This is a genomic window from Kosakonia cowanii JCM 10956 = DSM 18146, assembly GCF_001975225.1.
GTDB classification, from domain to species: Bacteria; Pseudomonadota; Gammaproteobacteria; order Enterobacterales; family Enterobacteriaceae; genus Kosakonia; species Kosakonia cowanii.
The window spans coordinates 2,503,041-2,527,981 of sequence record NZ_CP019445.1; the positions used below are offsets into that span (position 1 = coordinate 2,503,041).

A 24,941-nucleotide genomic window follows, 5' to 3' on the forward strand; every position below is an offset into this window, starting at 1 on the left:
ACAGTGACCATTCCTTTTAGCCGCTGGCCGCAAGAGTTTGCCCGTCGTTACCGTGAAAAGGGCTACTGGCAGGATCTGCCGCTGAGCGATATTTTGACCCGCCACGCTGCCAGCGAAGCCGTTGCGGTAATCGACGGCGATCGCGCGTTAAGCTACAGCCAGCTGCATGCCGCCTCGGACAACCTCGCCTGCGCATTACAGTCGATGGGCATTGCGCGCGGTGATACCGCGCTGGTGCAACTGGGCAATGTCGCCGAGTTTTACATCACCTTTTTCGCCCTGCTGAAAATCGGCGTCGCGCCGGTGAACGCGCTCTTCAGCCATCAGCGCAGCGAGCTCAACGCTTACGCGGCGCAAATCAAACCTGCGCTGCTGATTGCCGATCGCGCCCACGGGCTGTTTGCCGATGACGCTTTCCTCCGCGCGCTGGAAAACGATCACCCGTCGCTGCGCGCCATTATGCTGCGCGGCGAGTCGCTGGAGCAGGCGATTGCCCGCCCGGCGGATAATGTTACCGCTACGCCAACTCCGGCGGATGAGGTGGCTTTCTTCCAGCTCTCCGGCGGCAGCACTGGTACGCCGAAGCTGATCCCGCGCACGCACAATGACTATCTCTACAGCATTGTGCGCAGTAATGAGATTTGCCATTTCACGGCGCAAACCCGCTACCTCTGCGCCTTACCGGCGGCGCACAACTACCCGTTAAGTTCGCCCGGCGCGCTCGGCGTCTTCCTCGCCGGTGGCTCTGTGGTGCTGGCGAGCGACCCGAGCGCCACGCTCTGTTTCCCGCTGATTGAAAAACACCGGGTTAACGTCACCGCGCTGGTGCCCCCGGCGGTCAGCCTCTGGTTACAGGCGATAGCCGAGTGGGGCAGCAATGCTCAGCTTGCCTCGCTGAAACTGCTGCAAGTGGGCGGCGCGCGGCTCTCCGCAACGCTGGCGGCGCGTATTCCGGCGGAGATTGGCTGTCAGCTCCAGCAGGTGTTCGGCATGGCAGAAGGGCTGGTGAACTACACCCGCCTCGACGATCCGCTGGAGCGCATCATCAACACCCAGGGGCGGCCGATGTCGCCGGATGATGAAGTGTGGGTCGCCGATGAGAACGGCAACCCGCTGCCCGCAGGGGAGACCGGACGCCTGATGACGCGCGGCCCCTATACCTTCCGCGGCTACTTCAACAGCCCGCAGCACAACGCCAGCGCCTTTGATGCTGAGGGCTTCTACTGCTCGGGCGATCTCATCGCCATTGATGAGCAGGGCTACATCACCGTGCAGGGACGGGAAAAAGATCAGATCAACCGCGGCGGCGAGAAGATTGCCGCCGAGGAGATTGAAAACCTGCTGCTGCGCCATGAAGCGGTGATCCACGCCGCGCTTGTGAGCATGGAGGACAGCCTGCTTGGCGAGAAGAGCTGTGCGTATCTGGTGGTGAAAACCCCGCTGCGCGCGGTGGCGATCCGCCGCTTCTTGCGCGAGCAGGGCGTGGCGGAGTTTAAGCTGCCGGATCGCGTCGAGTGCCTTGAAGCGCTGCCGCTGACGCCGGTAGGAAAAGTTGACAAGAAACAGTTACGCCAGTGGGTAGCACAACGCACCCCGGCGTAAAGGAGAGAAGATGGCAATCCCAAAACTACAGGGCTACGCGCTGCCCGCAGCGGCTGATATCCCGGACAATAAAGTGAACTGGTCGTTTGAGCCCGCCCGTGCGGCGCTGTTGATCCATGATATGCAGGACTATTTTGTTAATTTCTGGGGCGATAACTGTCCGATGATGCAGCAAGTGGTGGCGAACATCGCCGCGCTGCGTCACTTCTGCAAACAGCACAATATTCCGGTCTACTACACCGCGCAGCCGAAAGAGCAGAGCGATGAAGATCGCGCGTTGCTGAACGACATGTGGGGGCCGGGCCTGACCCGCTCGCCGGAGCAGCAGCAGATCGTCAGCGAACTGGCACCGGACGAGGCCGACACCGTGCTGGTGAAGTGGCGCTACAGCGCGTTTCACCGCTCGCCGCTGGAGCAGATGCTGAAAGAGACCGGCCGCAACCAGCTGCTGATCACCGGCGTCTATTCGCATATCGGCTGTATGACCACCGCCACCGACGCCTTTATGCGCGATATCAAGCCGTTTATGGTGGCCGATGCGCTTGCGGATTTCAGCCGCGAAGAGCACTTAATGTCGCTCAACTATGTCGCCGGGCGTTCCGGCCGCGTGGTGCTGACGCAAGAGCTGCTGCCGCTACCGGCAAGTAAAGCGGCACTGCGCGAAATCATCCTGCCGTTGCTGGATGAGTCTGACGAGCCGCTGGATGACGAAAACCTGATTGATTACGGCCTCGATTCGGTGCGCATGATGGCGCTCGCCGCCCGCTGGCGCAAAGTGCATGGCGATATCGATTTTGTCATGCTGGCGAAAAAACCAACCATCGATGCCTGGTGGGCGCTGCTCGCGCGCGGGGTGCAGTGATGGCGAGCCTCGATTTCAGCGGACGCAGCGTCTGGGTGAGCGGGGCAGGGAAGGGGATCGGCTATGCCACCGCGCTCGCCTTCGTTGAGGCGGGCGCACAGGTGACCGGCTTCGATCTCGCCTTTAACGGCGAGCACTATCCGTTTGCCTGTGAAACGCTGGATATCGCCGACGCCGCGCAGGTCGCCGCCGTCAGCGAGCGCCTGCTGGCAAACAACGCGCCGTTGGATGTGCTGGTCAATGCCGCGGGCATTTTGCATATGGGCGCAACGGATGCGCTCTCTGACAAAGAGTGGCAGCAGACGTTCACTGTTAACGTCGGCGGTGCCTTTAACCTCTTTCGCCAGACGATGGCGCACTTTCGTCGCCAGCAGCGCGGGGCGATTGTCACCGTCTGCTCTGACGCCGCGCACACGCCGCGCATCGGCATGAGTGCTTATGGCGCGTCGAAAGCGGCGCTGAAAAGCCTTGCCCTGACCGTCGGTCTTGAGCTGGCTGCCAGCCACGTACGCTGTAATATCGTTTCGCCGGGTTCGACCGACACCGATATGCAGCGCACGCTATGGGTGAGCGACGATGCGGAGCAGCAGCGCATTCGCGGCTTCGGCGAGCAGTTCAAGCTCGGCATTCCGTTGGGGAAAATCGCCCGTCCGCAGGAGGTGGCGAACACCATTTTGTTCCTCGCCTCCGATCTCGCCAGCCACATTACGCTACAGGATATCGTGGTGGATGGTGGCTCGACGCTGGGGGCATGATGATCTGGAAACGTCACTTAACGCTGGAGGCGCTGAATGCCACCAGCGATAACACCCTGATCGGGCATCTGGCGATTACCTATACCCGCATCGGGGATGATTTTCTCGAAGCGGAGATGCCGGTCGATAGCCGCACGCACCAGCCGTTTGGCCTGTTGCACGGCGGCGCGTCGGCGGCGCTGGCGGAAACGCTGGGTTCAATGGCCGGTTATATGATGACCCGTGACGGGCAGTGCGTGGTCGGCACCGAGCTTAACGCCACCCATCACCGCGCGGTGGCGCATGGCACAGTGCGCGGCGTTTGCCAGCCGCTGCATCTTGGCCGCCAGAATCAGAGCTGGGAGATCGTGGTGTTTGATGAACAGGGGCGGCGCTGCGCAACCTGTCGCCTCAGCACCGCGGTGCTCGGCTAACCCTTCGCCCTCCGGCTCAGGAGGGCATTCTTGCGATCCCGTTAACACAATCAACCAAATGCCGTGCGGCAGGCCGCCTTTCCTGTGTTTCAAAGTTGTTAAGTTCTTTGAGTTGATATAGAAACAAAATGTAACATCTCTCTGTCTCTCAAACGGATAACCGCTATGAACAACCCAGGGAAATACCTTGTTTGGGGCGCGCTCTCGCTTGTTGGCGCGTTTGCCCTCGGCTATATCGCTCTGAATCGCGGCGAACCGATCAACGCACTCTGGATCGTGGTCGCAGCCGTCTGTATTTACCTCATTGCTTACCGTTTTTATGGTCTCTATATCGCCAAAAATGTGCTGCAGGTTGACCCGACGCGCATGACCCCGGCGGTGCGCTACAACGATGGCCTCGACTATGTACCGACAGACAAAAAAGTGCTGTTCGGTCACCATTTTGCAGCGATTGCAGGCGCAGGCCCGCTGGTTGGCCCGGTGCTGGCGGCGCAGATGGGTTATCTGCCCGGCATGATCTGGATCCTCGCAGGCGTGGTGTTAGCCGGTGCGGTGCAGGATTTTATGGTGCTCTTTATCTCCACCCGCCGCGACGGGCGCTCCCTTGGCGAGATGGTGAAGGCAGAGATGGGGCCGACCGTCGGCGTGATAGCGCTTGTGGCGACCTTTATGATCATGGTGATTATTCTCGCCGTGCTGGCGATGATTGTCGTCAAAGCGCTGACCCACAGCCCGTGGGGCACCTATACCGTGGCGTTCACCATTCCGCTGGCGGTATTTATGGGCATCTATATTCGCTACCTGCGCCCGGGGCGTATTGGCGAAGTGTCGGTGATTGGCCTGGTGCTGCTGGTGTTCGCCATTATCTCCGGCGGTTGGGTCGCCGAAAGCCCGACCTGGGCACCGTGGTTTGATTTCACCGGCGTGCAGCTCACCTGGATGCTGGTCGGTTACGGTTTTGTCGCCTCGGTGCTGCCGGTGTGGCTGCTGCTGGCCCCGCGCGACTACCTCTCCACCTTCCTGAAAATCGGCACCATTATTGGCCTGGCGATTGGCATTCTGATTATGCGCCCGACGCTGACAATGCCCGCGCTGACCAAGTTTGTCGATGGCACCGGCCCGGTGTGGACCGGTAATCTCTTCCCGTTCCTCTTTATCACCATCGCCTGCGGCGCGGTCTCCGGCTTCCACGCGCTGATTTCCTCCGGCACTACACCGAAGATGCTCGCCAGCGAAGGGCAGGCCTGCTTTATCGGCTACGGCGGCATGTTGATGGAGTCGTTTGTGGCGATCATGGCGCTGGTCTCGGCGTGCATTATCGATCCGGGCGTCTACTTTGCGATGAACAGCCCTATGGCGGTGCTGGCACCGGCGGGCACCACCGATGTGGTGGCGTCTGCGGCGCAGGTGGTGAGCAACTGGGGCTTTACCATTACGCCGGATGCGCTGCGGCAGATTGCCGATGAAGTGGGCGAGCAGTCGATCATCTCGCGGGCGGGCGGGGCACCGACGCTGGCGGTCGGCATGGCCTATATTCTGCACGGCGCGCTCGGCGGCCTGATGGATGTCTCCTTCTGGTATCACTTTGCGATTCTGTTTGAGGCGCTGTTTATTCTGACGGCGGTGGATGCCGGAACCCGCGCGGCGCGCTTTATGTTGCAGGATCTGCTGGGGGTCATCTCCCCGACGCTGAAACGCACCGAATCGCTGCCCGCTAACCTGCTTGCCACCGCGCTCTGCGTGCTGGCGTGGGGCTACTTCCTGCATCAGGGGGTGGTCGATCCGCTGGGCGGTATCAATACGCTGTGGCCGCTGTTTGGTATCGCCAACCAGATGCTGGCTGGCATGGCGCTGATGCTCTGCGCGGTGGTGCTGTTTAAGATGAAGCGCCAGCGCTACGCATGGGTGGCGTTAGTGCCAACGGCCTGGCTGCTGGTCTGTACGCTTACCGCCGGCTGGCAGAAAACCTTCAGCCCGGACAACAAAGTGGGCTTCCTGGCGATTGCCAATAAGTTCCAGGCGATGATCGACAGCGGCACTATTCCGGCGCAGTATACCCAGTCTCAACTGGCGCAACTGGTGTTTAACAACCGCCTCGATGCCGGGTTAACGCTCTTCTTTATGGTCGTGGTGGTGGTACTCGCCTTCTACTCGCTGAAGACCGCGCTGGCGGCGCTGAAAGCGGATCACCCGACGGCGCAAGAGACGCCTTACGAAGCGATGCCGGACAACGTTGATCAGGTTGTGGCGCGCGCCAAAAACGCGCATTAAGCGAAGGAGCAGATATGTTCGATACGCTCTCAAAAGCGGGCAAATACTTAGGCCAGGCGGCAAAGATGATGATTGGCGTGCCGGATTATGACAACTACGTTGAGCATATGCGCGTCACTCATCCGGACCAGATACCGATGACCTATGAGGAGTTTTTCCGTGAGCGCCAGGATGCGCGCTACGGTGGCAAAGGCGGCGCACGCTGCTGTTAACGAAAAAAGGCGGCACACTGTGCCGCCTTTTTTTGCCGCTCATCAGGCATTGGTTCCGCCATCCACCACAATATCCGCGCCGGTAATATGCTTCGCCGCCGGGCTGGCAAGAAACGCCACCGCTTCGGCAATATCCTGTGGCTCGCCGTAGTGGCCTAACGCCGTGAAACTGCGCTGCGCATCTGCCTGCGCGCCATCCGCCGGGTTCATATCGCTGTCCGTCGAGCCGGGTTTTACCATATTGACCGTGATGCCGCGCGCGCCCAGATCCCGCGCCAGCCCGCGCGTCAGGGAGTTAAGCGCCGATTTGGTCATGGAATAAATCGTGACGCCTTTAAACGGCACCTGGTCGGAGAGGTTACTGCCGATGTTAATAATGCGCGCGCCATCCGGCAGGTGTGCCAGCGCCGCCTGGGTGGTATAGACCACGCCGCGAATATTGACGTTGATCAGTGCATCGATATCCTCTTGCGACATTGACTCCAGCGACCCGCCGCGCGCAATCCCGGCGTTATTGACCAGAATATCCAGCCCGCCCAGCTGCACCACCGCCTGTGCAACGGAGTCCTGCGCCGCCTGCGGGTTGGCGCTGTCGGCCTGGATGGCGACGCCGTTGCGCCCAAGCGCGCGGATCGCTTCAGCAACCGCTTCGGCTTTCTCTGCCGATTTTTCATAGGTGATGGCGACATCCGCCCCGGCGCGCGCCAGCGTTAAAGCGATGGCTTTGCCGATACCCCGGCTGGCGCCAGTGACCAGCCCGCGTTTACCTGACAGTGAATATGACATGATGACTCCTGGATTATGTGTCGATTGATACATAATTAAAATAATCAGGCTTCCATCTATTCGTCAATATTATTAATATACCGATCAGCACAAAATGTGAGGAGCCGATGATGAGCCGGGGAAGACCGCGCGAGTTTGATCGAACAGAAGCGCTGAACAAGGCGATGTTGCTCTTCTGGCGCAAGGGGTATACCGCCACCTCGATGAGCGATCTCTATGAGGCGATGGGCATTAAGTCGCCGAGCCTCTATGCGGCGTTCGGCAGTAAAGAGAACCTCTACGATGAGGTGTTGCAGCACTACGAGCAGTGTGTTGCGCCGCTGATTTGGGGCGATATGGAGCAGGAGCCCTCGCCAAAACGCGCTGTCGCAAGCTGGCTTGAACGCTCAGCCGACATGCTGACGCGCTGCGATCTGCCGCACGGCTGCATGGTGACGCTCTCCGCTGTCGCCAGCGAAGGTAACGATCGCCTTGGTCAACGTGTGCAGGCTATGCGCAACGGCGGGATGGCATTACTGAAAGCGCGTCTGGCGCAGGCACAAGCGCAGGGCGAACTGCCCGCCGATACCGATATTGATGCCCTGACCCGGCTTTACACCAGCATCCAGCAGGGGATGTCGATCCAGGCGCGCGACGGCGCCAGCCGCGAAACGCTGCTCGGTATCGCCCGCATGGCGATGGGGCTATGGCCAACGGAATAAATACCGGTGGTTTGTAGGCCGGATAAGCGTGAGCGCCATCCGGCGATGGGTGCAGCATGTTGCCACGGTGGACGAGGTTCTGTAGGCCGGATAAGGCGCAGCCGCCATCCGGCAATGGGTCTGGTATGTGGCATATTGTGGAAGGGTTCCGTTCACCAGGTGTTGGGCGGAATGTTTTTATCACCGGTGCGGTGAACGGGACAAGGGAAGCGGCCGCGCTCCCCTTGTCAATCCCCGCGGCCCCGCAAGGAAATCGGTGCTGCGCACTGCGCTCACCTCCCGCGTGCCTGACTGCGGCCGGCTCGACTCGGCTTGCTCGCCCCTACGGACTCGCTCCATGCCTCGGTTCGCCTCTGTCCGCCATCCATGGCGTCCAGACCTTGTCATTCCCGCTTCGGTTCGCCGATTTCAGCGGGGACACAACCCCTCGCTGCGAGACCGCAGATAAAAGCAAAAACGGTATCGCTGGAGCTGCGTTTTTGTAGGCCGGATATGGCGAAGCCGCCATCCGGCATGTGATCCCGTCTCCATTTCCGGATTGTGCGAAAGCACGTATGCCGCCAAAAATGTTAAATACGCCGATAAAATCACATTTATTAAACATGTCATCGTGACAGGTCGATTGCATCGACATATTATCAGCATATGTCGATAAAAATGGATTTTGTAAACATATGCGCTGGGATCCGACCATACCCTATAACGCTTTACCGATGCTGCCGCCCAACGTGGAGGAGATTGAGACCCGCAAGGTACTTAAGGCCTGCATAAAGGCGCGTGCTGCACTGGCAGAGTTGAACACGGCAGGGGAGTTAATTCCCGATCAGGGATTATTGATTAACCTCCTTCCTCTACTTGAAGCAAAGGACTCCTCGCGCATCGAAAATATCGTGACCACCAGCGACCAGCTCTTCCAGTACGCTGATCAGGCCGAGAACGCCGATCCCGCAACAAAAGAGGCGTTACGTTACCGGACTGCATTGCACGATGGCTTTACTTACCTGAGCAGTTACCCGTTGTGTACTAACACTGCGATCGCTATCTGCACCACGCTACGCGGCGTACAAACGGATATTCGTAAAACCCCGGGAACGGTATTACGCGATCAGAACAGTGACGTGGTTTATACCCCTCCGGTAGGTGAAGCGGCTATTCGCGATCTGCTGGCGAACTGGGAACGTTTCATCCATGCCGATGATGACCTGGATCCGCTGATAAAAATGGCGATTTCACACTACCAATTTGAGTGTATTCACCCCTTTCCGGACGGAAATGGCAGAACAGGCCGAATCCTGAATATTTTGTACCTGATTCAGAGTGAATTGCTCTCGCTGCCTATCCTTTACCTCTCTCGGTTTATCCTGGAAAGGCGCGATCGCTATTACACGCTCCTGCGTGACGTGACCGCCGAAGGTCGCTGGGAGGCGTGGATCTTATTTATGCTGGAAGCGATAGAAAACACGGCGCGCTGGACCAAGAAAAAAATCGCCATCATTCGTGAACTGATGGTGGATACGACACAATTTGTGCGTGAGCGACTGCCAAAAATCTATACCCATGAGTTGATGCAAATACTTTTTGCACAGCCCTACTGTCGGATAGATAACCTTGTAAAAGGGCAAGTGGCTAAGCGCCAGACTGCATCGCTCTACCTTAAGCAGTTAGCAGACATAGGCGTGCTGGAGGAGATGAGCGTGGGGCGCGAAAAACTCTACCTCAATACACGGCTATTGCAGGAGTTAAATAACTAATTGCCGCGAGTCAGCTCTCCCACGCTGTTCTCCTGCCGGATGGCGCGTGCCGCTTATCCGGCCTACCAATCGCTCCGACCCCGTAGGCCGGATAAGGCGTAGCCGCCATCCGGCGATGGGCCTGGTATGTGGCATTTTGTGGAAGGGTTCCGTTCACCAGGCGCTGGGGAGTTTCATTAACTCCTTATGCGGTGAACGGGGCAAGGGAAGCGGCCGCGCTCCCCTTGTCAATCCCCGCGGTCCCGCGAGGAAATCGGTGCTGCGCACTGCGCTCACCTCCCGCGTGCCTGACGGCGGTCGGCTCGACTCGCCGTCCTGGCTCGGTTCGCCTCTGTCCGCCATCCATGGCGTCCAGACCTTGTCATTCACGCTTCGGTTCGCCGATTTCAGCGGGGACACAACCCCTCGCTGCGAGACCGGAGGTAAAGGCAATATCGGTGTTGCTGAAAGCACGCTGTTGTAGGCCGGATAAGGCGTAGCCGCCATCAGGCAATCGGTGCCGCGGTGATAATGCCGGATGGCGCGTAAACGCTTATCCGGCCTACGGGATTGGCGCGTTTGCAATTTACCGCGCGAAGGTCTCCACCTTCTCAAACGCCGCATAGAGTTTGTCGGCGCTGACAGCCACCGGCAGAGCATGGATCGACTCCACCGGGCGCAGGGTATGGGCGATCACCTTATCCAGCTCGGCACGGTTGTGAATATCCACCTCCAGCTCTGCAAGCGTAGTCGGCAGGTTGAAACGCTGATAGGCCGCCACAAGCTGCGCCAGCACGTCGTCCTGGGCGAGCAGGGCGCTCTGCACCAGAATGCCGTAGGCGACTTTCGTGCCGTGCAGGAACTTCTCCGTTTGCGGCAGCACCGTCAGCCCGTTATGCACCGCATGTGCCGCCGCCACGCGGGTATAGCGCTCGCCAAGCCCGCCGACCATGCCGCCACCGGCGATAATCGCATCCACCACATCGCGAAGCGCCTGCGTTACTTCTCCACGCTGCTGATCGGCCAGCGCCGCTTCACTGCTCTCCAGCAGCACATCGCGGATCGCCAGCGCATTATTAATCCCCAGCCGCACCGTCAGCGGTAAGTTTTCCGGCTGCGGCGCCAGCACGACCGCTTCATACCACTTCGCCAGCGTATCGCCGATACCCGCCAGCAGGTACTCCACCGGGGCATCAAGGATAATCTGCGGCTCGACCAGCACAAGGAAGTTAGCGTCATCAAAGATCTCAAAATGGAGCGCCTGACCGGCGTCGTTATACCAGACCGAGAGCGGCGTCCACGCCGCGCAGGTGGCGGCAATGGTCGGGATCGCCACCACCGGCAAGCCGAGCCGGCGCGCGACCGCTTTTGCCGTATCCAGCAGAGCGCCGCCGCCAACGCCGATCACCACGCTGCGATCCGCGCCCGCCTGCTGAACCAGCTCCGTCACATCGTGCTCGCTGCAGTGGCCTTTAAACAGCAGATGCGTGGCGCCAGGCGCGTTAAACGCTTGTGGCAGAAACGGTTTTGCGGCGGCAAAGGCGCGCTCGCCGTAGATCCACACCGCGCGGGAAAGCTGCTCAGCGGAGTAAAAATCCTCCAGCCGCGCAAGGCTGCCTGCGTGGGAGTAGTAGTTGGCGGGGCCGGGTACAACGCGGATATCGGTGTTGCTCATATGAGGTGTCCTTAAAGGTGATCGCTAACCCGATGTTATGTCTGGACATCCGGATGGCTAATATTATTTCGCTTTAACTTATGCCTTTTCTGTCGTTGCCAGTCAAGCGAGGCTGTGAAAAATTCGCTAAATCAATCTATTAATCGCAGGTATTCACGCGCTATGGGAAGCAACCTCCTCGAAATGCGTGGCATGCGCCTCGCCTTTGGCGGCTTCAACGCACTGTCGAATGTCGACCTCACTTTACGGGGCGGTTCAGTCCATGCCTTAACCGGCGCAAATGGCGCAGGCAAATCGACCCTGATGGCGGTGCTGTGCGGCACTTATGATCATTACGAAGGGGAGATCGCCATTAACCATCAGGTGGTGTCGATCCGCTCCCCGCGCGATGCGAAACAGCTCGGCATTCACCTCGTGCAGCAGGAGGTGGACGTTGCGCTGGTACCGGGGCTGAGCATCGCCGAGAACATCATGCTGGATAAGCTGGCAGAGGGCGGGCACCGCTTTCGCTGGGGTGAGATACGCCGCCAGGCGCGCGACGCGCTGGCACAGCTCGATGTTGAGTTTGATGTCACCCGCGCTATCGACAGCTGCACGCTGGCGGAAAAACAGCACATCTTACTGGCGCGGGCGCTCTCCCATCACTGCCGCTTTTTGATCCTCGACGAGCCAACCGCGCCGCTCGATCAGCACGAGAGCGAGCGCTTGTTTACGGTGGTCAGACGCCTGCAACAGCAGGGGATCGGCGTGGTGTTTATCTCCCATCGCATTCATGAGGTGAAGGCGATTTGCGACACCCTGACGGTGCTGCGCGACGGCAGGCTGGTGGAGTCCGGGCCGATGACGGCGCTAAGCGGCGAAGAGATTGTTGAGAAGATGCTCGGTCATGAACTAAGCGATATCTACCCGCCCGCGCGGCCGCCGCATAGCGATGAACTGCTGCTCAGCATTGATGGCCTGCACGACGAAGGGCTGCTGAAAGATATCTCGCTGCGGCTGCGTAAAGGCGAAATTCTTGGCATCGCTGGCCTGGCGGGCGCAGGCAAAACCGAGCTGTGCAAAGCCCTGTTTGGTGCGAGCAAAAGCCGTGTTACGCGCGGCGAACTGAACCATCAGCCGTGGCGTCCGCGCGATCCGGCCGATTCGGTATCGCGCGGCATGGCGCTGGTGCCGGAAGAGCGGCGTAAAGAGGGGATCTTTATCGATGAGCCGGTCAGCATGAACCTCGCCGTCAGCGCCGATCGCACCTTTTCGCGCTGGGGGATCTTTGCCCATCACCAGGCGTGGCGCTGGGCGCAAGAGGTGATTGCCCGCGTTGGCGTGCGCGCCAGTGGCCCAGGCCAGATACTGCGCCGCCTCTCCGGCGGCAATCAGCAGAAGGTGGCGATAGGCAAGTGGCTGCGCGGCCAGGCGAACGTGGTGATTTTTGACGAGCCGACCAAAGGCGTCGATGTGAAGGCAAAAACCGACCTCTTCCAGCTGATCGACGGGCTGGCACGCGAGGGCAAAGGCGTGATTTACGCGTCGGGTGAATTCGCCGAGCTGGTGGGTTTGTGCGACCGGATTTGTGTGCTGTGGGATGGGCGCATTGTGGCAGAAGTGCAGGGCGAGGATGCCCGCGAAGAGACACTCCTTTACTATTCCACCGGAGGAACGGCCCGTGAGTAAGGCCCTTTCAGTCAGTGCGGCGGCATCCCCGCGGCAGCAATTTTTCGATTTTCTTTATAAGTGGGGCATGTTGCTCACCGTGGTGGCGCTGGTAGCTATTTTTGGCATCGCCTCGGACAACTTTCTCGATCCCAATAACATCATCAATATCCTGCGCTCGATCGCTATCGTCACGGTGATTGCCGTTGGCGTCTCGATCTCGCTGACCATTGGTGGGTTTGATCTCTCCGTCGGTTCCACCGCGTCATTGGCCAACGCGCTGGTGATCTCGCTCTTTGTCTGGCACGGCTTCGATACGACGGAGGCGATCCTCGTGACGCTGGCGCTCTGTACGCTGGTCGGCCTGTTTAACGCTTTTCTCATCGTCGTGCTGCGCATTCCCGACATGCTGGCGACGCTCGGCAGCCTGTTTGTTATTCAGGGTGTAGCGATGACCTACAGCTACGGCGGGTCGATTACCGAAAACATGGTGCTGCCGAGCGGCGATATGGCGGAAGGGACCATCCCGGCGGCGTTTTCGCTGCTCGGCCAGGTGCCGACCATCGTCATTATCATGCTGGTGGTCACGGTGGTGGCGCAGCTTGGCCTGTCGCTGACCACCCACGGCCGCCGGATGTACGCCATTGGCGGCAACCCGGAAGCGGCGCGCCTCTCCGGCATTCGCACCACGCGCTACAAAGTGGCGGCGTATGTGATTGCCTCGCTGCTGGCCGGGCTTGGCGGGATTTTGCTCGCCTCGCGCATTGGCTCCTCGCAGGTGAATGCGGGCGGCGGGTATTTGATGGATGCGGTCGCTGCAGCGTGGATCGGCTTCTCGCTGGCGGGCTCGGGGAAACCCAATGCGCTCGGCACGCTGGTCGGGGCGGTGATCCTCGGCGTGCTCTCGAACGGGCTGGTGATGCTGTCGGTGCCCTATTACGCGATGGACATTATTAAGGGGCTGGTGCTGGCCGGTGCTCTTGCGTTGACTTACTTCCAGCGTCGTTAACTTTCAGGGGAAACAGAGATGAAAAAAATTGCACTTTCACTGCTGGCGCTAGGATTACTGAATGCGCTGCCGGGCCACGCCGCAACACCTGCGCCGGTTCCGGAGGCCATCGCCAACCATAACGGCCCGGTGCGCATTGCGCTGATCCGTAACCTCGGCTCTGATGACAACACCACCCAGTTTGTCGCCGGTGCTTTGCAGCAGGGTAAAAAACTTGGCTTTAAGATCAGCACCTTTTTAAGCAACGGCGATGACGCCAAATTCCAGGACTTCGTTAACCAGGCGATCAGCCAGAAGTATGACGGCATTATTCTTTCGCAGGGGCGCGATCCCTACTCGACGGATCTGATCAAAAAAGCGGTCGCCGCCGGGATCAAAGTGGCGGTGTTTGATACCGCCGTTAAGGGCGAAATTCCGGGCGTTACCGTGACGCAGCAGGATGACGCCTCGCTGACCAAACTCTCCTTCGGCGAGCTGGTGAAAGATTTCAACGGCAAAGCCAACATTATCAAACTGTGGGTCGCCGGTTTCCCGCCGATGGAGCGCCGTCAGGCGGCCTATGCGGAACTGCTGAAAGCGAACCCGGGGATTAAAGAGCTGGAGTCGATTGGTGCCGTCTCTTCCGATGTGCAGGGCGACACGGCTAATAAGGTGGGCGCGGTGCTGGCGAAATACCCGAAAGGGCAGATTGATGCCATCTGGGGCACCTGGGATGCCTTCAGCCAGGGGGCCTATAAAGCGCTGAAAGAGAATGGCCGCACCGAGATCAAGCTCTACAGCATTGATGTCTCGAACCAGGATCTGCAACTGATGCGCGAAGCGGGCAGCCCGTGGAAGGTGAGCGTGGCGGTGGATCCGAAGCTGATTGGTGCCACCAACGTGCGCCTGATCGCCAATAAGATTGCCGGTGAACCGACGCCTGCGACTTACGATTTTAAAGCCGCCGCCATTCCGCAGGCGCTGCTCGCCAGCCAGCCTGGCGCGGTGAATGTGGCGTCGCTCGGCAAAATCATTCCCGGCTGGGGCCAGACGCAGGATTTTATTGCGCCGTGGTTTGCAACGCTCGAAGCGAAGAATAAATAGTTTGCAACACGAGCCAGTTTTGTAGGCCGGTGCGGCATTGATTGCCGGATGGCGCTAACGCTTATCCGGCCTGGAACGGCGTATCGCAACAAGCAATTGCGGTGAATCCGTTTGCCGGATGGCGCTTCGCTTATCCGGCCTACAAGGGCGTATCGCAATAAGCAATCGCGGTGAACCCGTTTGCCGGATGGCGCTAACGCTTATCCGGCCTACAAGGGCGTATCGCAATAAGCAATCGCACCGGCCTTTAACAAGGATAAATCATGGCAACTGAACTTCCACGCCCGGACTACAGCCGCAATATGCGCTTGATTGGCCACAGCGACCAGGGCGGTCGCCCGGACGGTGTCCAGCTGATGGTGCACCGCGGCTTTGCCTATATCGGCCATATGGTGTCGCAGGGCGTCTCAATTGTGGATGTCCGCGACCCAAAGAACCCGAAACCCGCAGGCTATATCGCCGCGCCGCCCGGCACCTGGAATGTGCATCTGCAAGCCCACGACGATCTGCTGCTGGTGATCAACGCCCGCGATCTCTTTGCCGACGCCCGCTTTGCTGATGAAAAGGTATACTACACCCGCTCGGTCGGCGAAACCGTAAGCGATGTGCAGGATAAGGGCTGGAGCGCCGGGCTGCGTATTTTCGATATCTCCACGCCGGACAAGCCGCGCGAAATCAGCTTTCTGTCGCTTGAGGGTATCGGCATTCACCGCATCTGGTATGTGGGAGGGCGCTGGGCCTATGTTTCTGCGCTGATCGACGGCTTTACCGACTACATCTTCCTGACCATCGATCTCAAAGACCCGCGCAAACCTGAGGTGGCTGGACGCTGGTGGCTGCCGGGCATGAACCAGGCCGCAGGCGAAACGCCGGGCTGGGAAGAGGGCAAACGCTACGCGCTGCACCACGCGATTATTGCCGGTGATACCGCCTACGGTAGCTGGCGCGACGGCGGCCTGACGCTGCTGGATGTGAAAGATCGCACTCAGCCGACGCTTATCAGCCACCGCAACTGGAGCCCGCCGTTTGGCGGCGGCACCCACACCGCGCTGCCGTTGCCGGATCGCGATCTGCTGGTGGTGCTGGATGAAGCGGTGCTCGACAATCAGGAGGATGGCGAGAAGCTGATCTGGCTGTTCGATATTCGCGAGCCCGCTAACCCGGTCAGCATCGCCACCTTCCCGCAGCCGGATGAGATCGATTATGTGGCGAAAGGGGCCCACTTCGGCCCGCACAACCTGCATGAGAACCGCCCCGGCAGCTTTATCAGCTCAACGCTGATTTTCGCCACCTACCAGAATGCCGGTGTGCGCGCCTACGATATCTCCAACCCCTATCGCCCGGTTGAGACCGGCGCGCTGGTGCCAGCGGCACCGGAAAAAATGATGGATACCCGCCCCGGTCGCCCGCGCGTGATCCAGTCCTGCGATGTGTTTGTTGACGCGCAGGGGATCATCTACAGCACCGACTACAACGGCGGGTTGTCGATTATTGAGTATCTGGGGTGAGCGAAGCGCCGGAGGGCGCTTCGTTATCGGCTTACGAGTATTGGCGCACGCGGGCAATTAACTCATCGACGCTATCAATGCGATCGGCAATCACAATCAGCGCTTTGCCAAGGGAGAGGGCATGACGGAGGCAGGCGTGGCGCATCTCCTCATCTTTGATGGTGTCGATATCTGCCACGTGCGACAGTCCAACGCTGCGGCGGATAAGCTCAGTGCCGCAAAAACCAATCGCATCGGCCCACACTTTTTTCAGAAATGCCGAGGCGTAGCCCGGCTGCGCCAGCGCCGCGTCCTGCGTCTTCTCGGTTGCTAACGCCTGGAAGCGCTCGGCAAAGGTCGCCCACAGGGTCTGAATATCGATCAGCCGCTGCTCGCGTGCCGCCGCCGCATCGCGAATACCGAGGTGGCCCGGCAGGCCGCAGTAGTTGAGCAGCAGGTTGCCGATAGCGGTACCGATATCAAAGCCAATCGGGCCGAAATAGCCGAACTCGGCGTCAATCGCCTTCAGGCTACCGTCGGCAACAAAAATTGAGCCGCTGTGAATATCGCCGTGCAGCAAGGCTTCAGCATGAGAGAAGAAGCAGTGCTTGAGCGACGCGACTGCCACTTTCAGCTGTGCGTCATCGCGCAGGGCGGCGGCGTCTGCTTCCAGCTCGGCCGGGTAGTTATTGCGCTCGTGGATCTGGTAGGGATCGTTGAAGAAGAGATCTTCGGTGATCTCGCACATCGCCGGATTAATAAATTTCGCCACCTGCGCTTTTTTCACATGCGGGTGGAGGTAAAAATCGCTGGTGTGAAACAGCGTCTGCGCCAGGTATTCACCTAACTGCGTCGCTGCCTGCGGATAATAGACATTGCGAATCAGTTCGCCGCGCCAGATATGGTGATCGGAGAGATCTTCCATCACCATCACCGCCAGCTCCGGGTCGAAATGAAGAATATTGACCGTGTGCTGCGGGCAGTGCTTGTAGTGTTCGACCAGTGTTTGCGCTTCGAGACGCGCACGATCGAGCGTCAGCGGCCAGGACTCACCGACGCAGCGCACATAGGGCAGCGCCTGTTTAACGATGACGCGGCTTGTGCCGTTGCGGTCGAAAATTTTGAATACCAGATTGAGGTTACCGTCGCCCACTTCCTGCGCGTCAACCAGTTCGGAGGGATCGCGAAAGCCGCCAAATTGTTGTGCATATGCCACGGCATCACGGGCGGAAAAGGTATGGTATTGCGACATTGCCTCGATCCTCTTTTTGCGATTTAAGCCATTTAGACGTCTATACATCCGCTTTGCATCCTGACACAATACGCCACATTAACGCAACAGGGATTTAACGATATGCCGTCATTACAGACCACCAGCCTGCGCATCGCCGAAAATCGTTTATTTATTCTCGACCAACAGGCGTTACCGCAGGAGAAACGCTGGCTTGCCGCCGATTCGGTAGATGACCTTGTCGGCCATATTCACGCGCTGCGCGTGCGCGGTGCCCCGCTGATTGGCCTCTCTGCCAGCCTGCTGCTGGCGCTGCTGGCCGCCCGCGGTGAGAGCCGTGAACAGCTGGCACAGGCGCTGGAAACCTTGCGCGCGGCGCGCCCGACGGCGGTGAATCTGATGAACAATCTCGACCGCATGAAGCAGGCGCTGGCGCAGGAGAACTGTGCCGATGCGCTGATGACGGAAGCGCTGCGGCTGGTGGAAGAGGATAAACAGCTCTGCGACAACATCGCCCAGGCGGGTGCCGCGCTGATTACACCCGGCAGCCGCATTTTGACCCACTGCAACACCGGCGGGCTGGCGACGGCGGGCGTCGGCACGGCGCTCGGCGTGATTGCGCTGGCGCATCAGCAGGGCAATATCAGCAATGTGTGGGTGGATGAGACGCGCCCGCTATTGCAGGGCGGACGGCTTACCGCCTGGGAGCTGGGCGAGCTGGGCGTGCCGTATCAACTGATTACCGATTCGATGGCCGCCAGCCTGATGGCAAAAGGGCAGGTGGATGCGGTGTGGGTCGGCGCGGACAGGATTGCCGCCAATGGCGATGTGGCGAACAAAATTGGCACCTATTCGCTGGCGGTGCTGGCGAAGTTCCACAATGTGCCGTTTTATGTCGCCGCGCCGCAAACCACCCTCGATCCCCATTGCCCGAACGGCGAGGCGATCCCGATTGAGCAGCGCGCCGCCACGGAAGTGACCGGCGTGGCGGGGAGTTTTGGCGCGGTGCAGTGGGCGCCGGAAGATGCGCAGGTGTACAACCCGGCGTTTGATGTTACCCCCGCCGCGCTTATCAGCGGTTGGGTGCTCGACAGCGGTGTGGTAACGAAGGCCGCGGATCTTTTTGTGTAGTGCATAAAACGTTGCCGGATGGCGCGTAAACGCTTATCCGGCCTACGCCGTTTCAGTGCATCCTCACCCGTAGGCCGGATAAGGCGCAGCCGCCATCCGGCAATGGGGTTTCAGCGGCCCCGCACCCGTAGGCCGGATAAGCGCCAGCGCCATCCGGCAATGGGGTTTCAGCAGCCCCGCATCCGTAGGCCGGATAAGGCGCAGCCGCCATCCGGCAATGATGTTTCAGCGGCTCCGCACCCGTAGGCCGGATAAGCGCCAGCGCCATCCGGCAATATCAAACCGCTGCATCACGCGAACGGGTGCTGCAAAACCACTTCACTCTCTCTTCTGTTGGCCTGCGCCTGCGTGGCGGCGTCATCCTGCCCTTTTTCATACCGCGGCGGGGTGATCGCCGGGTAAACAAAGCTGCCCACTTCGCTGCACTGCTCCGGATCTTCATCACCCGCATAAAAGAGATAATACTGATTCGAATCCGGGAAGAAGGCCAGGCTGTCGCCGTTGCGAAAGGTGGTGCTCCAGAAGGGCACGCCCGCTTTGGTATGCGCCCTCTCTTTGCCCGCTGCGATTTGAAAATGGTCGCCCCACTTCATGGTCGTCAGGCTGTAATCAAAAAAGGAGACGGTCAGCGCGCCGCGCGTCGGGCAGTTCAGCCTTACCGCATCGTCGGCGCGGGCGGTGGCAATAAACATCAACAGCAGGAAGAGGGTGTATTTCATGGCAGCGGGTCCGGCAAAAGCAAAGCATGAGGGTAAAGCATTGCCGCGTATAAACCCGTAAGAAAATATGTCAGAAAAAGAGAAAGAGAATCAGGATGTTAAGAAAGGGGTGTATTTGTTGAAACCGTATAGGTTTTGTTGAGCTAAACATGATAATAATTATCAAAAGTATAAAATTCTCATTACCATCAGGACACCTTTTTCTATGCATGGAAAAATCCGCACTACGCTGCTTCTCGGCGCGCTGCTCACGCTGCCCGTTCTCGCGCAGGCCACGCAATATCCCCTTACGGTGACCGATTTTAGCGGTCGCAAAGTGACGCTGGATCACGAGCCGCAGCGCGTGATTTTGCAGGATGGTCGCGACATCATGACCCTCGCGCTGCTCGATCGTGATAACCCGTTTAAGCGGCTGGTGGCATGGAACAACCTGGCGAAAAAGCAGGATATCGAAAGCTGGAAGATGCTGAAAACCCGCTGGCCGGAAGCGGCCAACATTCTCGATATGGGCTTTAGCGATAAAGGGAATGTTGAACTCGAAAGCGTGCTGGCAAAGCAGCCGGATCTGATGATTGCCCAGCTGCGCGCGAAACCGTCGCTCACCGACAGCGGCGTGCTCGACAAGCTGACGGCGTTGAAAATCCCGGTGGTGTTTGTCGATTACAATGTGAACCCGGCGAAAGATACCGCGCCAAGCGTCGATCTGCTGGGCAAAGTGCTTAACCGCGAAAGCAACGCTGAAGCTTACACCACCTACTACCGCCAGCATCAGCAGGCGATCACGCAGAAAACCGCCGCCATTATGCCGAAGCCGAAAGTGTTTGTCGAAGCGCTGGCGGGCAGAGCCGACAGCTGCTGCTTTACCCACGGCCACAGCGGCTGGGGTGGGCTGGTGGAAGCGGTCGGCGCAACCAACCTCGGCTCCGAGCTGCTGCCGGGCGCCACCGGTTTTATCTCCCTTGAGAAGCTCATCAGCGTCAACCCGGATGTCTACATCATGACCGGCTCCAAACGCGGCAACGGCCAGGTGCTGCCGCTCGGCCTGAATGCCTCGCCGGACGAGGTGAACAAGCAGGCGCAGTTGCTGCTGAGCCGCACCGGCATCAGCCAGATCCCGGCAGTAGCGCAGAAGCACGTTTATGGTGTTTATCACCACTTCTATAACCACCCGTATAACATCGTGGGCATGGAGTATCTGGCGAAGGATATCTACCCGCAGGCGTTTGCCGACCTCGACCCGGATGCGACTTATCATCACATCATCAAAAACTTCACCAAATTGCCGGATGACGGCTTTGTTTACAGCTGGCAGCAGGGCAAATAATCAGAATGAGTACCACTCTTGACGCGGGCGCGTTGATGGATAACTACCGCGCGATAATTCGTCGTCGCGTCGGCCTGCTGGCGCTGCTGGTGGGGTTGATTATCGCCTCGATGCTGCTCGATTTTACCCTCGGCCCCTCTGGCCTGTCGCTGGATGTGCTGGGGCAAACGCTGCTGCATCCGCAGAGCGTGGATGCCGGAACACGGGTGATTGTCTGGGATATCCGCATGCCCTATGCGCTGATGGCGATTGTCGTCGGCTTAACGCTGGGGCTGGCGGGGGCTGAGATGCAGACCATCCTCAATAACCCGCTCGCCAGCCCGTTTACCCTCGGCGTTTCGTCGGCGGCGGCCTTTGGCGCGGCGCTGGCGATCGTGCTTGGCATCGGCATTCCCGGCATCCCCGCCCAGTGGTTTATCTCGGCTAACGCCTTTATCTTCGCGCTGCTGGCGGCGCTGTTGCTCGATGGCATCACCCGCTGGACGCAGGTGGCGACCTCCGGCGTGGTGCTGTTTGGTATTGCGCTGGTCTTCACCTTCAACGCGCTGGTGTCGATGCTGCAATTTATCGCCAATGAGGACACCCTGCAGGGGCTGGTCTTCTGGACGATGGGCAGCATTGCCCGCGCCTCGTGGGAGAAGCTCGGCATTCTGCTGCTGGCGCTGGCGGTGATTATGCCGCTGTCGATGCTCAGCTCCTGGAAGCTCACTTCCCTGCGTTTAGGCGAAGATCGCGCCATCAGCTTTGGTATCAACGTGCGCCGCCTGCGGCTGACAACGCTGCTGCGCATCAGTATTTTGTCGGCGCTGTCGGTGGCATTCGTCGGGCCGATTGGCTTTATCGGCCTCGTAGCCCCGCACATTGCCCGCATGCTGTTTGGCGAGGATCACCGCTTCTACCTTCCGGGCAGTGCGCTGATTGGCGCGCTGGTGCTGTCACTGGCGTCGATTGTCTCCAAAAACCTGATTGATGGCGTCATTATCCCGGTCGGCATCGTCACCTCGCTGGTCGGCGTGCCGTTCTTTATCACCATTATTGTGCGCCACCGGGGGAGTGTATGAGCCCGCAGTCCGGTTTATCCCTGCGCGGCTTCAGCGCGGGTTACCACAAACAGCCGATTATTCAGGATCTGGCGATTGACCATCTGCCGCGCGGCAAAGTGACGATCCTGCTCGGGCCGAACGGCAGCGGCAAATCGACGCTGCTGCGCGCCATGGCCGGGCTGAACAAAGCCCAGGGCGAACTGCTCCTCGATGGCGATGATCTGCTGACGCAACCCTTCGCCAGACGCGCCGAGCAGGTGGTTTACCTGCCGCAGTCGCTGCCGGCAGGCGTGCATCTGCATGTGCTGGAGTCGATTATCGTGGCGCAGCGCGCGTCCGGCGGCCTGCACAGCGCTGAGCAGCAGGCGCAGGTGATGACGCTGTTGCGCCAGTTGGGGATTGAGCACCTGGCGCTGCACTATCTTGATCAGCTCTCCGGCGGGCAGAAACAGCTGGTCGGTCTGGCGCAGTCGCTGATCCGCCAGCCCACTTTGTTGCTGCTGGACGAGCCGCTCAGCGCGCTGGATCTTAATTATCAATTTCACGTGATGGATCTGGTGAAGCGCGAAACTCAGCGCCGTAACATCGTCACCGTGGTGGTGGTGCACGATATCAATATCGCGTTGCGCCACGGCGACCATGTGCTGATCCTGAAAAAGGGCCAACTGGTGGCCGACGGCGATCCGGGAGAAGTGATCACCCCGCACACGCTGGCAGAGGTGTACGGCGTGCGCGGGCGGGTGGAGCCCTGCTCGCAGGGCATGAAACAGGTGATTATTGACGGTTTAAGCTGAGCGTAAGCCGCCGCAGCGCGATCACCAGCGCTGATGCGGGTTCTGCGCGTAGTGGCGCAGCACCTCAGCGTAGGGTGCCGTGCGGACATCGGGGTTTTGCACAATGGATCCCAGCAGCACGGCAAGCGCGACGTCGTGCTCGCCAAGGTTGTGCAGGCAGAGCGCATAGAAGGGCGGCACTTCGGTTGCCTGCGGCCAGCGGGCGATAATCTCCTCAAACTGCGCTTTCGCCTGCGGGTATTTCCCCAGGCAGCGCCAGGTTGAGGCAAGGCCAAAGCGCGCTTCAAACTCATCTTCATCGCTAAGGCCAGCCTCAATCGCCGCCAGGTAATACCCTTCGGCATCCCGCTCGCGGCCCTGGTTATCAAACGACCAGGCGATATTGAGCAGCGCCTGCGCGCGCAGCGCCGGTTCATCGGCAAGTACCTTTAACGCCTCGCGGCTCTGCTCATGCTCGCCCGCTTTTCGCAGCGCAATCGCTGCCTGCAACCTGCTCTCCATTCGCCTCTCCTTAAAAATGTTGAGGCTATGTTATAAGCGAGGCGGCAGGCAGCCACAAGGTTAGCGCGCGCTGACCCGCCAGATGGTGTTGCCCGCATCGTCGGCAATCAGGACGCCGCCCTGCTTATCCATCGCCAGTCCGACCGGCAGACCGCGCACCTGCTTCTCATCATCGGTAAGAAAACCGCTCACCACCGGCTGCGGTTGCCCGACCGGTTTGCCGTTTTCAAACTTCACCCACACCACCTGATAGCCGTTAAGCGGCTTGCGGTTCCAGCTGCCGTGCTCGCTGACAAACGCGCCGCCGCGGTATTGCGGCATATTCTCTCCGGTGTAGAAGAGCAGGCCGAGCGGGGCGACGTGAGAGCTGAGCGCGTAATCGGGCTTAATCGCCTGCTTCACTAGATCCGGGCGCGGCGGCTGGACGCGCTCATCCACATGCTGACCGAAGTAGCTATAGGGCCAGCCGTAGAAGCCCTTATCCTGTACCGAAGTCATGTAATCTGGCACCAGATCGGAGCCAATCTCGTCACGTTCATTGACGATCGCCCACAGCGCACCGCTTTCCGGTTCCCACTGCAACCCAGTCGGGTTACGCAGGCCGCTGGCGAAAATGCGGCTCGCTCCGGTTGCGGCATCCACCTCCAGCACCGCCGCACGGCGGTATTCCGCGCCGATACCGTTCTCAGTGATGTTGCTGTTGGAGCCAACACCGACATAGAGCTTGCTGCCATCAGGGCTGGCGAGCAGGGATTTGGTCCAGTGATGGTTAATCGGCCCGCCCGGCAGTTCCGTTACTACTTCACCCGGCGCGGTGATGGAGGTTTGCCCCTCCTGATAGGGGAATTTCACCAGGCTGTCGGCATTCGCCACCCACAGGGTGTTGCCAATCAGCTGGATACCGAACGGCGAGTGCAGGTTTTCAATAAAGGTGTGCTTCTGCCATTTGCCGTCGACATTGCGCAGCAGGGTAATGCGATTGCCGCCGGGGCCGCCTTTGCCGGAGGCTTTCTGCACGATGCCCATAATCAGCTGTTTCGGGCGCGTGGTTGGCTTCGCCGGGCCGTTGGCTTCCGCCACCAGCACATCGTTATTTGGCAGCACATAGACCTGACGCGGGTGTTGCAGGCCATCGGCAACTTTCTCAATCTTCAGCCCCTGCGCCACTTTTGGCATCTCGCCCTCTTTCCACGCCACCCCTTCGGGCACCTGCATCGGCGGCATCAGGAAGTTTTGCGCTTTTGGCAGTTCAGGGTTTGGCCCCACTTGTTTAGCCGGATCGAGGCTGGCGCCCTGATCGCAGCCGGCCAGCAGCGCGGTGAGCGTAAAGGCGAGGAGTGTTTTGCGGTGGATTCTCATGCGATCACTCCTTTGCGGGTACGAAGGGCAAGCTGGACGTTAGCAATCAGCAGCAGCGCCACCACGGCGGTGGAGAGGATCACCCCCAGCGGCACCACGGCGTAGGCGTCGCGGCTGTGGACAAAGGCGTTAAAAATCGCCAGCACAATGGCCAGCAGCCAGAGCCAGAAGTGGATTTTTACCGCCGCCGTCGCCAGCGGGCGTTGGGTGAACCACACCTGCACCAGGTTTATTAGCCGCGGCACAATCGCCAGCACCAGCCCGATGGCGATAAGCCAGCTTGCCGCGTCGGTCCACATAATTTGAAAAGATTTGAGGTAGAGAATATCGAAGATCCACGCGGCGGTGAAAAAGCCGAGCGGCAGGGGGTTTAACAGTTCATAGAGCGCAATGGCGACCCGCGATGGTCCGGAGGTAGTTTGCATTGGTCTTCCTTAGTAAACAGGGGATCGGGAAGTGACCACGACTCAAGCCACAGAACGTGCCTGATAAAGGGTAGACAAAATAATGTGAAACGGCGGTTTGTTAGCAGCGTTGTGCGCCATAACGCATTCTGCATAGTTATAAGTTTCGAGACGGGAATATTCACTTTACATTGAGTTATTG

At 59.5% G+C, this 24,941-nt stretch carries 23 protein-coding genes; 16 read left to right on the top strand and 7 right to left on the bottom strand.

The features are described from left to right. Positions 1-3: 3 nt before the first annotated feature. The 6 genes from entE (at position 4) to BWI95_RS11775 (ending at position 6,115) form a co-directional block, all read left to right on the top strand. Positions 4-1,602, top strand: a complete 1,599-nt coding sequence (entE, locus tag BWI95_RS11750; RefSeq protein WP_054804593.1) for a (2,3-dihydroxybenzoyl)adenylate synthase EntE — start codon at positions 4-6, stop codon at positions 1,600-1,602. A gap of 10 nt (positions 1,603-1,612) precedes the next feature. Continuing rightward, positions 1,613-2,464, top strand: coding sequence for an isochorismatase (locus BWI95_RS11755; protein ID WP_023479247.1), 852 nt, complete (start codon positions 1,613-1,615; stop codon positions 2,462-2,464). After that, the gene (entA, locus tag BWI95_RS11760; protein ID WP_076769525.1) at positions 2,464-3,219 is read left to right on the top strand and encodes a 2,3-dihydro-2,3-dihydroxybenzoate dehydrogenase EntA; all 756 of its coding nucleotides are present in this window, start codon (positions 2,464-2,466) and stop codon (positions 3,217-3,219) included. Before BWI95_RS11755 ends, entA begins: the two co-directional genes overlap by 1 nt. After that, entirely contained in the window at positions 3,219-3,632 is a 414-nt protein-coding gene (gene entH / locus BWI95_RS11765; protein WP_054804598.1) for a proofreading thioesterase EntH, read from the top strand. The genes entA and entH overlap by 1 nt, the downstream gene beginning before the upstream one ends. 165 nt (positions 3,633-3,797) lie before the next feature. Next, complete coding sequence (gene cstA, locus BWI95_RS11770) at positions 3,798-5,903, top strand: pyruvate/proton symporter CstA (RefSeq protein ID WP_076769526.1); 2,106 nt, start codon at positions 3,798-3,800, stop codon at positions 5,901-5,903. 14 nt (positions 5,904-5,917) lie between these two features. After that, positions 5,918-6,115 (top strand): YbdD/YjiX family protein, encoded by a 198-nt coding sequence (locus BWI95_RS11775; protein WP_054804595.1) that lies wholly within the window; start codon positions 5,918-5,920, stop codon positions 6,113-6,115. 42 nt (positions 6,116-6,157) lie between these two features. Here BWI95_RS11775 and BWI95_RS11780 read toward each other — a convergent pair whose 3' ends face one another. Then, entirely contained in the window at positions 6,158-6,901 is a 744-nt protein-coding gene (locus tag BWI95_RS11780) for an SDR family oxidoreductase (protein WP_054804596.1), read from the bottom strand. 107 nt (positions 6,902-7,008) lie between these two features. Between BWI95_RS11780 and BWI95_RS11785 the strand changes: the two genes are divergently transcribed. Together BWI95_RS11785 and fic are read left to right on the top strand one after the other, a co-directional pair. Next, positions 7,009-7,602, top strand: coding sequence for a TetR/AcrR family transcriptional regulator (locus tag BWI95_RS11785; protein ID WP_232374350.1), 594 nt, complete (start codon positions 7,009-7,011; stop codon positions 7,600-7,602). Positions 7,603-8,276: 674 nt separating this feature from the next. Further along, positions 8,277-9,353: a protein adenylyltransferase Fic gene (fic, locus tag BWI95_RS11790; RefSeq protein WP_076769527.1), complete on the top strand. Its 1,077-nt coding sequence runs from the start codon at positions 8,277-8,279 to the stop codon at positions 9,351-9,353. 565 nt (positions 9,354-9,918) lie between these two features. Here the strand turns inward: fic and BWI95_RS11800 are convergent. After that, positions 9,919-11,007, bottom strand: a complete 1,089-nt coding sequence (locus tag BWI95_RS11800) for an oxidoreductase (protein WP_054804105.1) — start codon at positions 11,005-11,007, stop codon at positions 9,919-9,921. Positions 11,008-11,169: 162 nt separating this feature from the next. On the opposite strand from BWI95_RS11800, the gene BWI95_RS11805 reads away from it, so the two are divergent. The 4 genes from BWI95_RS11805 to BWI95_RS11820 all read left to right on the top strand — a co-directional run bounded on the left by BWI95_RS11805 (position 11,170) and on the right by BWI95_RS11820 (position 16,254). Then, complete coding sequence (locus BWI95_RS11805) at positions 11,170-12,675, top strand: sugar ABC transporter ATP-binding protein (RefSeq protein ID WP_054804106.1); 1,506 nt, start codon at positions 11,170-11,172, stop codon at positions 12,673-12,675. After that, on the top strand, positions 12,668-13,663 hold the full coding sequence (locus tag BWI95_RS11810; RefSeq protein WP_023479978.1) for an ABC transporter permease: 996 nt from the start codon (positions 12,668-12,670) through the stop codon (positions 13,661-13,663). Before BWI95_RS11805 ends, BWI95_RS11810 begins: the two co-directional genes overlap by 8 nt. An 18-nt stretch (positions 13,664-13,681) precedes the next feature. Beyond that, on the top strand, positions 13,682-14,746 hold the full coding sequence (locus tag BWI95_RS11815; protein ID WP_023479928.1) for a sugar ABC transporter substrate-binding protein: 1,065 nt from the start codon (positions 13,682-13,684) through the stop codon (positions 14,744-14,746). A 263-nt stretch (positions 14,747-15,009) separates the two neighbouring features. Next, a complete protein-coding gene (locus tag BWI95_RS11820; RefSeq protein WP_076769529.1) occupies positions 15,010-16,254 on the top strand; it encodes an LVIVD repeat-containing protein in 1,245 nt (414 codons plus the stop codon). Positions 16,255-16,285: 31 nt separating this feature from the next. Here BWI95_RS11820 and mtnK read toward each other — a convergent pair whose 3' ends face one another. Continuing rightward, positions 16,286-17,485: an S-methyl-5-thioribose kinase gene (gene mtnK, locus BWI95_RS11825; protein WP_076769530.1), complete on the bottom strand. Its 1,200-nt coding sequence runs from the start codon at positions 17,483-17,485 to the stop codon at positions 16,286-16,288. Between the two features lie 102 nt (positions 17,486-17,587). Here mtnK and mtnA point away from each other — a divergent pair, with 102 nt between their 5' ends. Beyond that, positions 17,588-18,595, top strand: coding sequence for an S-methyl-5-thioribose-1-phosphate isomerase (gene mtnA / locus BWI95_RS11830; RefSeq protein ID WP_054804107.1), 1,008 nt, complete (start codon positions 17,588-17,590; stop codon positions 18,593-18,595). Between the two features lie 290 nt (positions 18,596-18,885). Here the strand turns inward: mtnA and BWI95_RS11835 are convergent, their stop codons facing one another. Further along, positions 18,886-19,314 carry a hypothetical protein gene (locus tag BWI95_RS11835; protein WP_054804108.1) on the bottom strand — a complete coding sequence of 143 codons (429 nt, stop codon included), beginning with the start codon at positions 19,312-19,314 and terminating at the stop codon, positions 18,886-18,888. Positions 19,315-19,519: 205 nt separating this feature from the next. On the opposite strand from BWI95_RS11835, the gene BWI95_RS11840 reads away from it, so the two are divergent. The 3 genes from BWI95_RS11840 to BWI95_RS11850 are packed head-to-tail and all read left to right on the top strand — an operon-like array spanning position 19,520 to position 22,475. After that, positions 19,520-20,638 (top strand): ABC transporter substrate-binding protein, encoded by a 1,119-nt coding sequence (locus BWI95_RS11840; RefSeq protein ID WP_076769531.1) that lies wholly within the window; start codon positions 19,520-19,522, stop codon positions 20,636-20,638. A 32-nt stretch (positions 20,639-20,670) separates the two neighbouring features. Further along, positions 20,671-21,699, top strand: a complete 1,029-nt coding sequence (locus BWI95_RS11845; RefSeq protein ID WP_023480010.1) for a FecCD family ABC transporter permease — start codon at positions 20,671-20,673, stop codon at positions 21,697-21,699. Next, positions 21,696-22,475 carry an ABC transporter ATP-binding protein gene (locus tag BWI95_RS11850; RefSeq protein WP_076769532.1) on the top strand — a complete coding sequence of 260 codons (780 nt, stop codon included), beginning with the start codon at positions 21,696-21,698 and terminating at the stop codon, positions 22,473-22,475. Before BWI95_RS11845 ends, BWI95_RS11850 begins: the two co-directional genes overlap by 4 nt. Positions 22,476-22,496: 21 nt before the next feature. On the opposite strand, the gene BWI95_RS11855 is transcribed toward BWI95_RS11850, so the two are convergent. From BWI95_RS11855 to BWI95_RS11865, 3 genes are read right to left on the bottom strand one after another with little or no spacing between them, the layout of a single operon-like run. After that, positions 22,497-22,976, bottom strand: a complete 480-nt coding sequence (locus tag BWI95_RS11855) for a tetratricopeptide repeat protein (RefSeq protein ID WP_054804110.1) — start codon at positions 22,974-22,976, stop codon at positions 22,497-22,499. A 60-nt stretch (positions 22,977-23,036) separates the two neighbouring features. Beyond that, complete coding sequence (locus BWI95_RS11860) at positions 23,037-24,335, bottom strand: PQQ-dependent sugar dehydrogenase (protein WP_076769533.1); 1,299 nt, start codon at positions 24,333-24,335, stop codon at positions 23,037-23,039. Continuing rightward, the gene (locus BWI95_RS11865) at positions 24,332-24,760 is read right to left on the bottom strand and encodes a DUF2231 domain-containing protein (RefSeq protein WP_023479947.1); all 429 of its coding nucleotides are present in this window, start codon (positions 24,758-24,760) and stop codon (positions 24,332-24,334) included. The genes BWI95_RS11860 and BWI95_RS11865 overlap by 4 nt, the downstream gene beginning before the upstream one ends. Positions 24,761-24,941: the final 181 nt, after the last annotated feature.

Excerpts from the sequence above, each read along its gene's own strand:
- BWI95_RS11785 (WP_232374350.1), top strand. The coding sequence starts at position 7,009 with ATGATGAGCCGGGGAAGACCGCGCGAGTTTGATCGAACAGAAGCGCTG.
- entA (WP_076769525.1), top strand. The coding sequence starts at position 2,464 with ATGGCGAGCCTCGATTTCAGCGGACGCAGCGTCTGGGTGAGCGGGGCA.
- BWI95_RS11800 (WP_054804105.1), bottom strand. The coding sequence starts at position 11,007 with ATGAGCAACACCGATATCCGCGTTGTACCCGGCCCCGCCAACTACTAC.
- BWI95_RS11755 (WP_023479247.1), top strand. The coding sequence starts at position 1,613 with ATGGCAATCCCAAAACTACAGGGCTACGCGCTGCCCGCAGCGGCTGAT.
- BWI95_RS11835 (WP_054804108.1), bottom strand. The coding sequence starts at position 19,314 with ATGAAATACACCCTCTTCCTGCTGTTGATGTTTATTGCCACCGCCCGC.
- BWI95_RS11815 (WP_023479928.1), top strand. The coding sequence starts at position 13,682 with ATGAAAAAAATTGCACTTTCACTGCTGGCGCTAGGATTACTGAATGCG.
- BWI95_RS11805 (WP_054804106.1), top strand. The coding sequence starts at position 11,170 with ATGGGAAGCAACCTCCTCGAAATGCGTGGCATGCGCCTCGCCTTTGGC.
- BWI95_RS11775 (WP_054804595.1), top strand. The coding sequence starts at position 5,918 with ATGTTCGATACGCTCTCAAAAGCGGGCAAATACTTAGGCCAGGCGGCA.
- BWI95_RS11780 (WP_054804596.1), bottom strand. The coding sequence starts at position 6,901 with ATGTCATATTCACTGTCAGGTAAACGCGGGCTGGTCACTGGCGCCAGC.
- cstA (WP_076769526.1), top strand. The coding sequence starts at position 3,798 with ATGAACAACCCAGGGAAATACCTTGTTTGGGGCGCGCTCTCGCTTGTT.
- BWI95_RS11855 (WP_054804110.1), bottom strand. The coding sequence starts at position 22,976 with ATGGAGAGCAGGTTGCAGGCAGCGATTGCGCTGCGAAAAGCGGGCGAG.
- BWI95_RS11865 (WP_023479947.1), bottom strand. The coding sequence starts at position 24,760 with ATGCAAACTACCTCCGGACCATCGCGGGTCGCCATTGCGCTCTATGAA.
- BWI95_RS11820 (WP_076769529.1), top strand. The coding sequence starts at position 15,010 with ATGGCAACTGAACTTCCACGCCCGGACTACAGCCGCAATATGCGCTTG.
- mtnK (WP_076769530.1), bottom strand. The coding sequence starts at position 17,485 with ATGTCGCAATACCATACCTTTTCCGCCCGTGATGCCGTGGCATATGCA.
- BWI95_RS11860 (WP_076769533.1), bottom strand. The coding sequence starts at position 24,335 with ATGAGAATCCACCGCAAAACACTCCTCGCCTTTACGCTCACCGCGCTG.
- fic (WP_076769527.1), top strand. The coding sequence starts at position 8,277 with ATGCGCTGGGATCCGACCATACCCTATAACGCTTTACCGATGCTGCCG.
- entH (WP_054804598.1), top strand. The coding sequence starts at position 3,219 with ATGATCTGGAAACGTCACTTAACGCTGGAGGCGCTGAATGCCACCAGC.
- mtnA (WP_054804107.1), top strand. The coding sequence starts at position 17,588 with ATGCCGTCATTACAGACCACCAGCCTGCGCATCGCCGAAAATCGTTTA.
- BWI95_RS11850 (WP_076769532.1), top strand. The coding sequence starts at position 21,696 with ATGAGCCCGCAGTCCGGTTTATCCCTGCGCGGCTTCAGCGCGGGTTAC.
- BWI95_RS11840 (WP_076769531.1), top strand. The coding sequence starts at position 19,520 with ATGCATGGAAAAATCCGCACTACGCTGCTTCTCGGCGCGCTGCTCACG.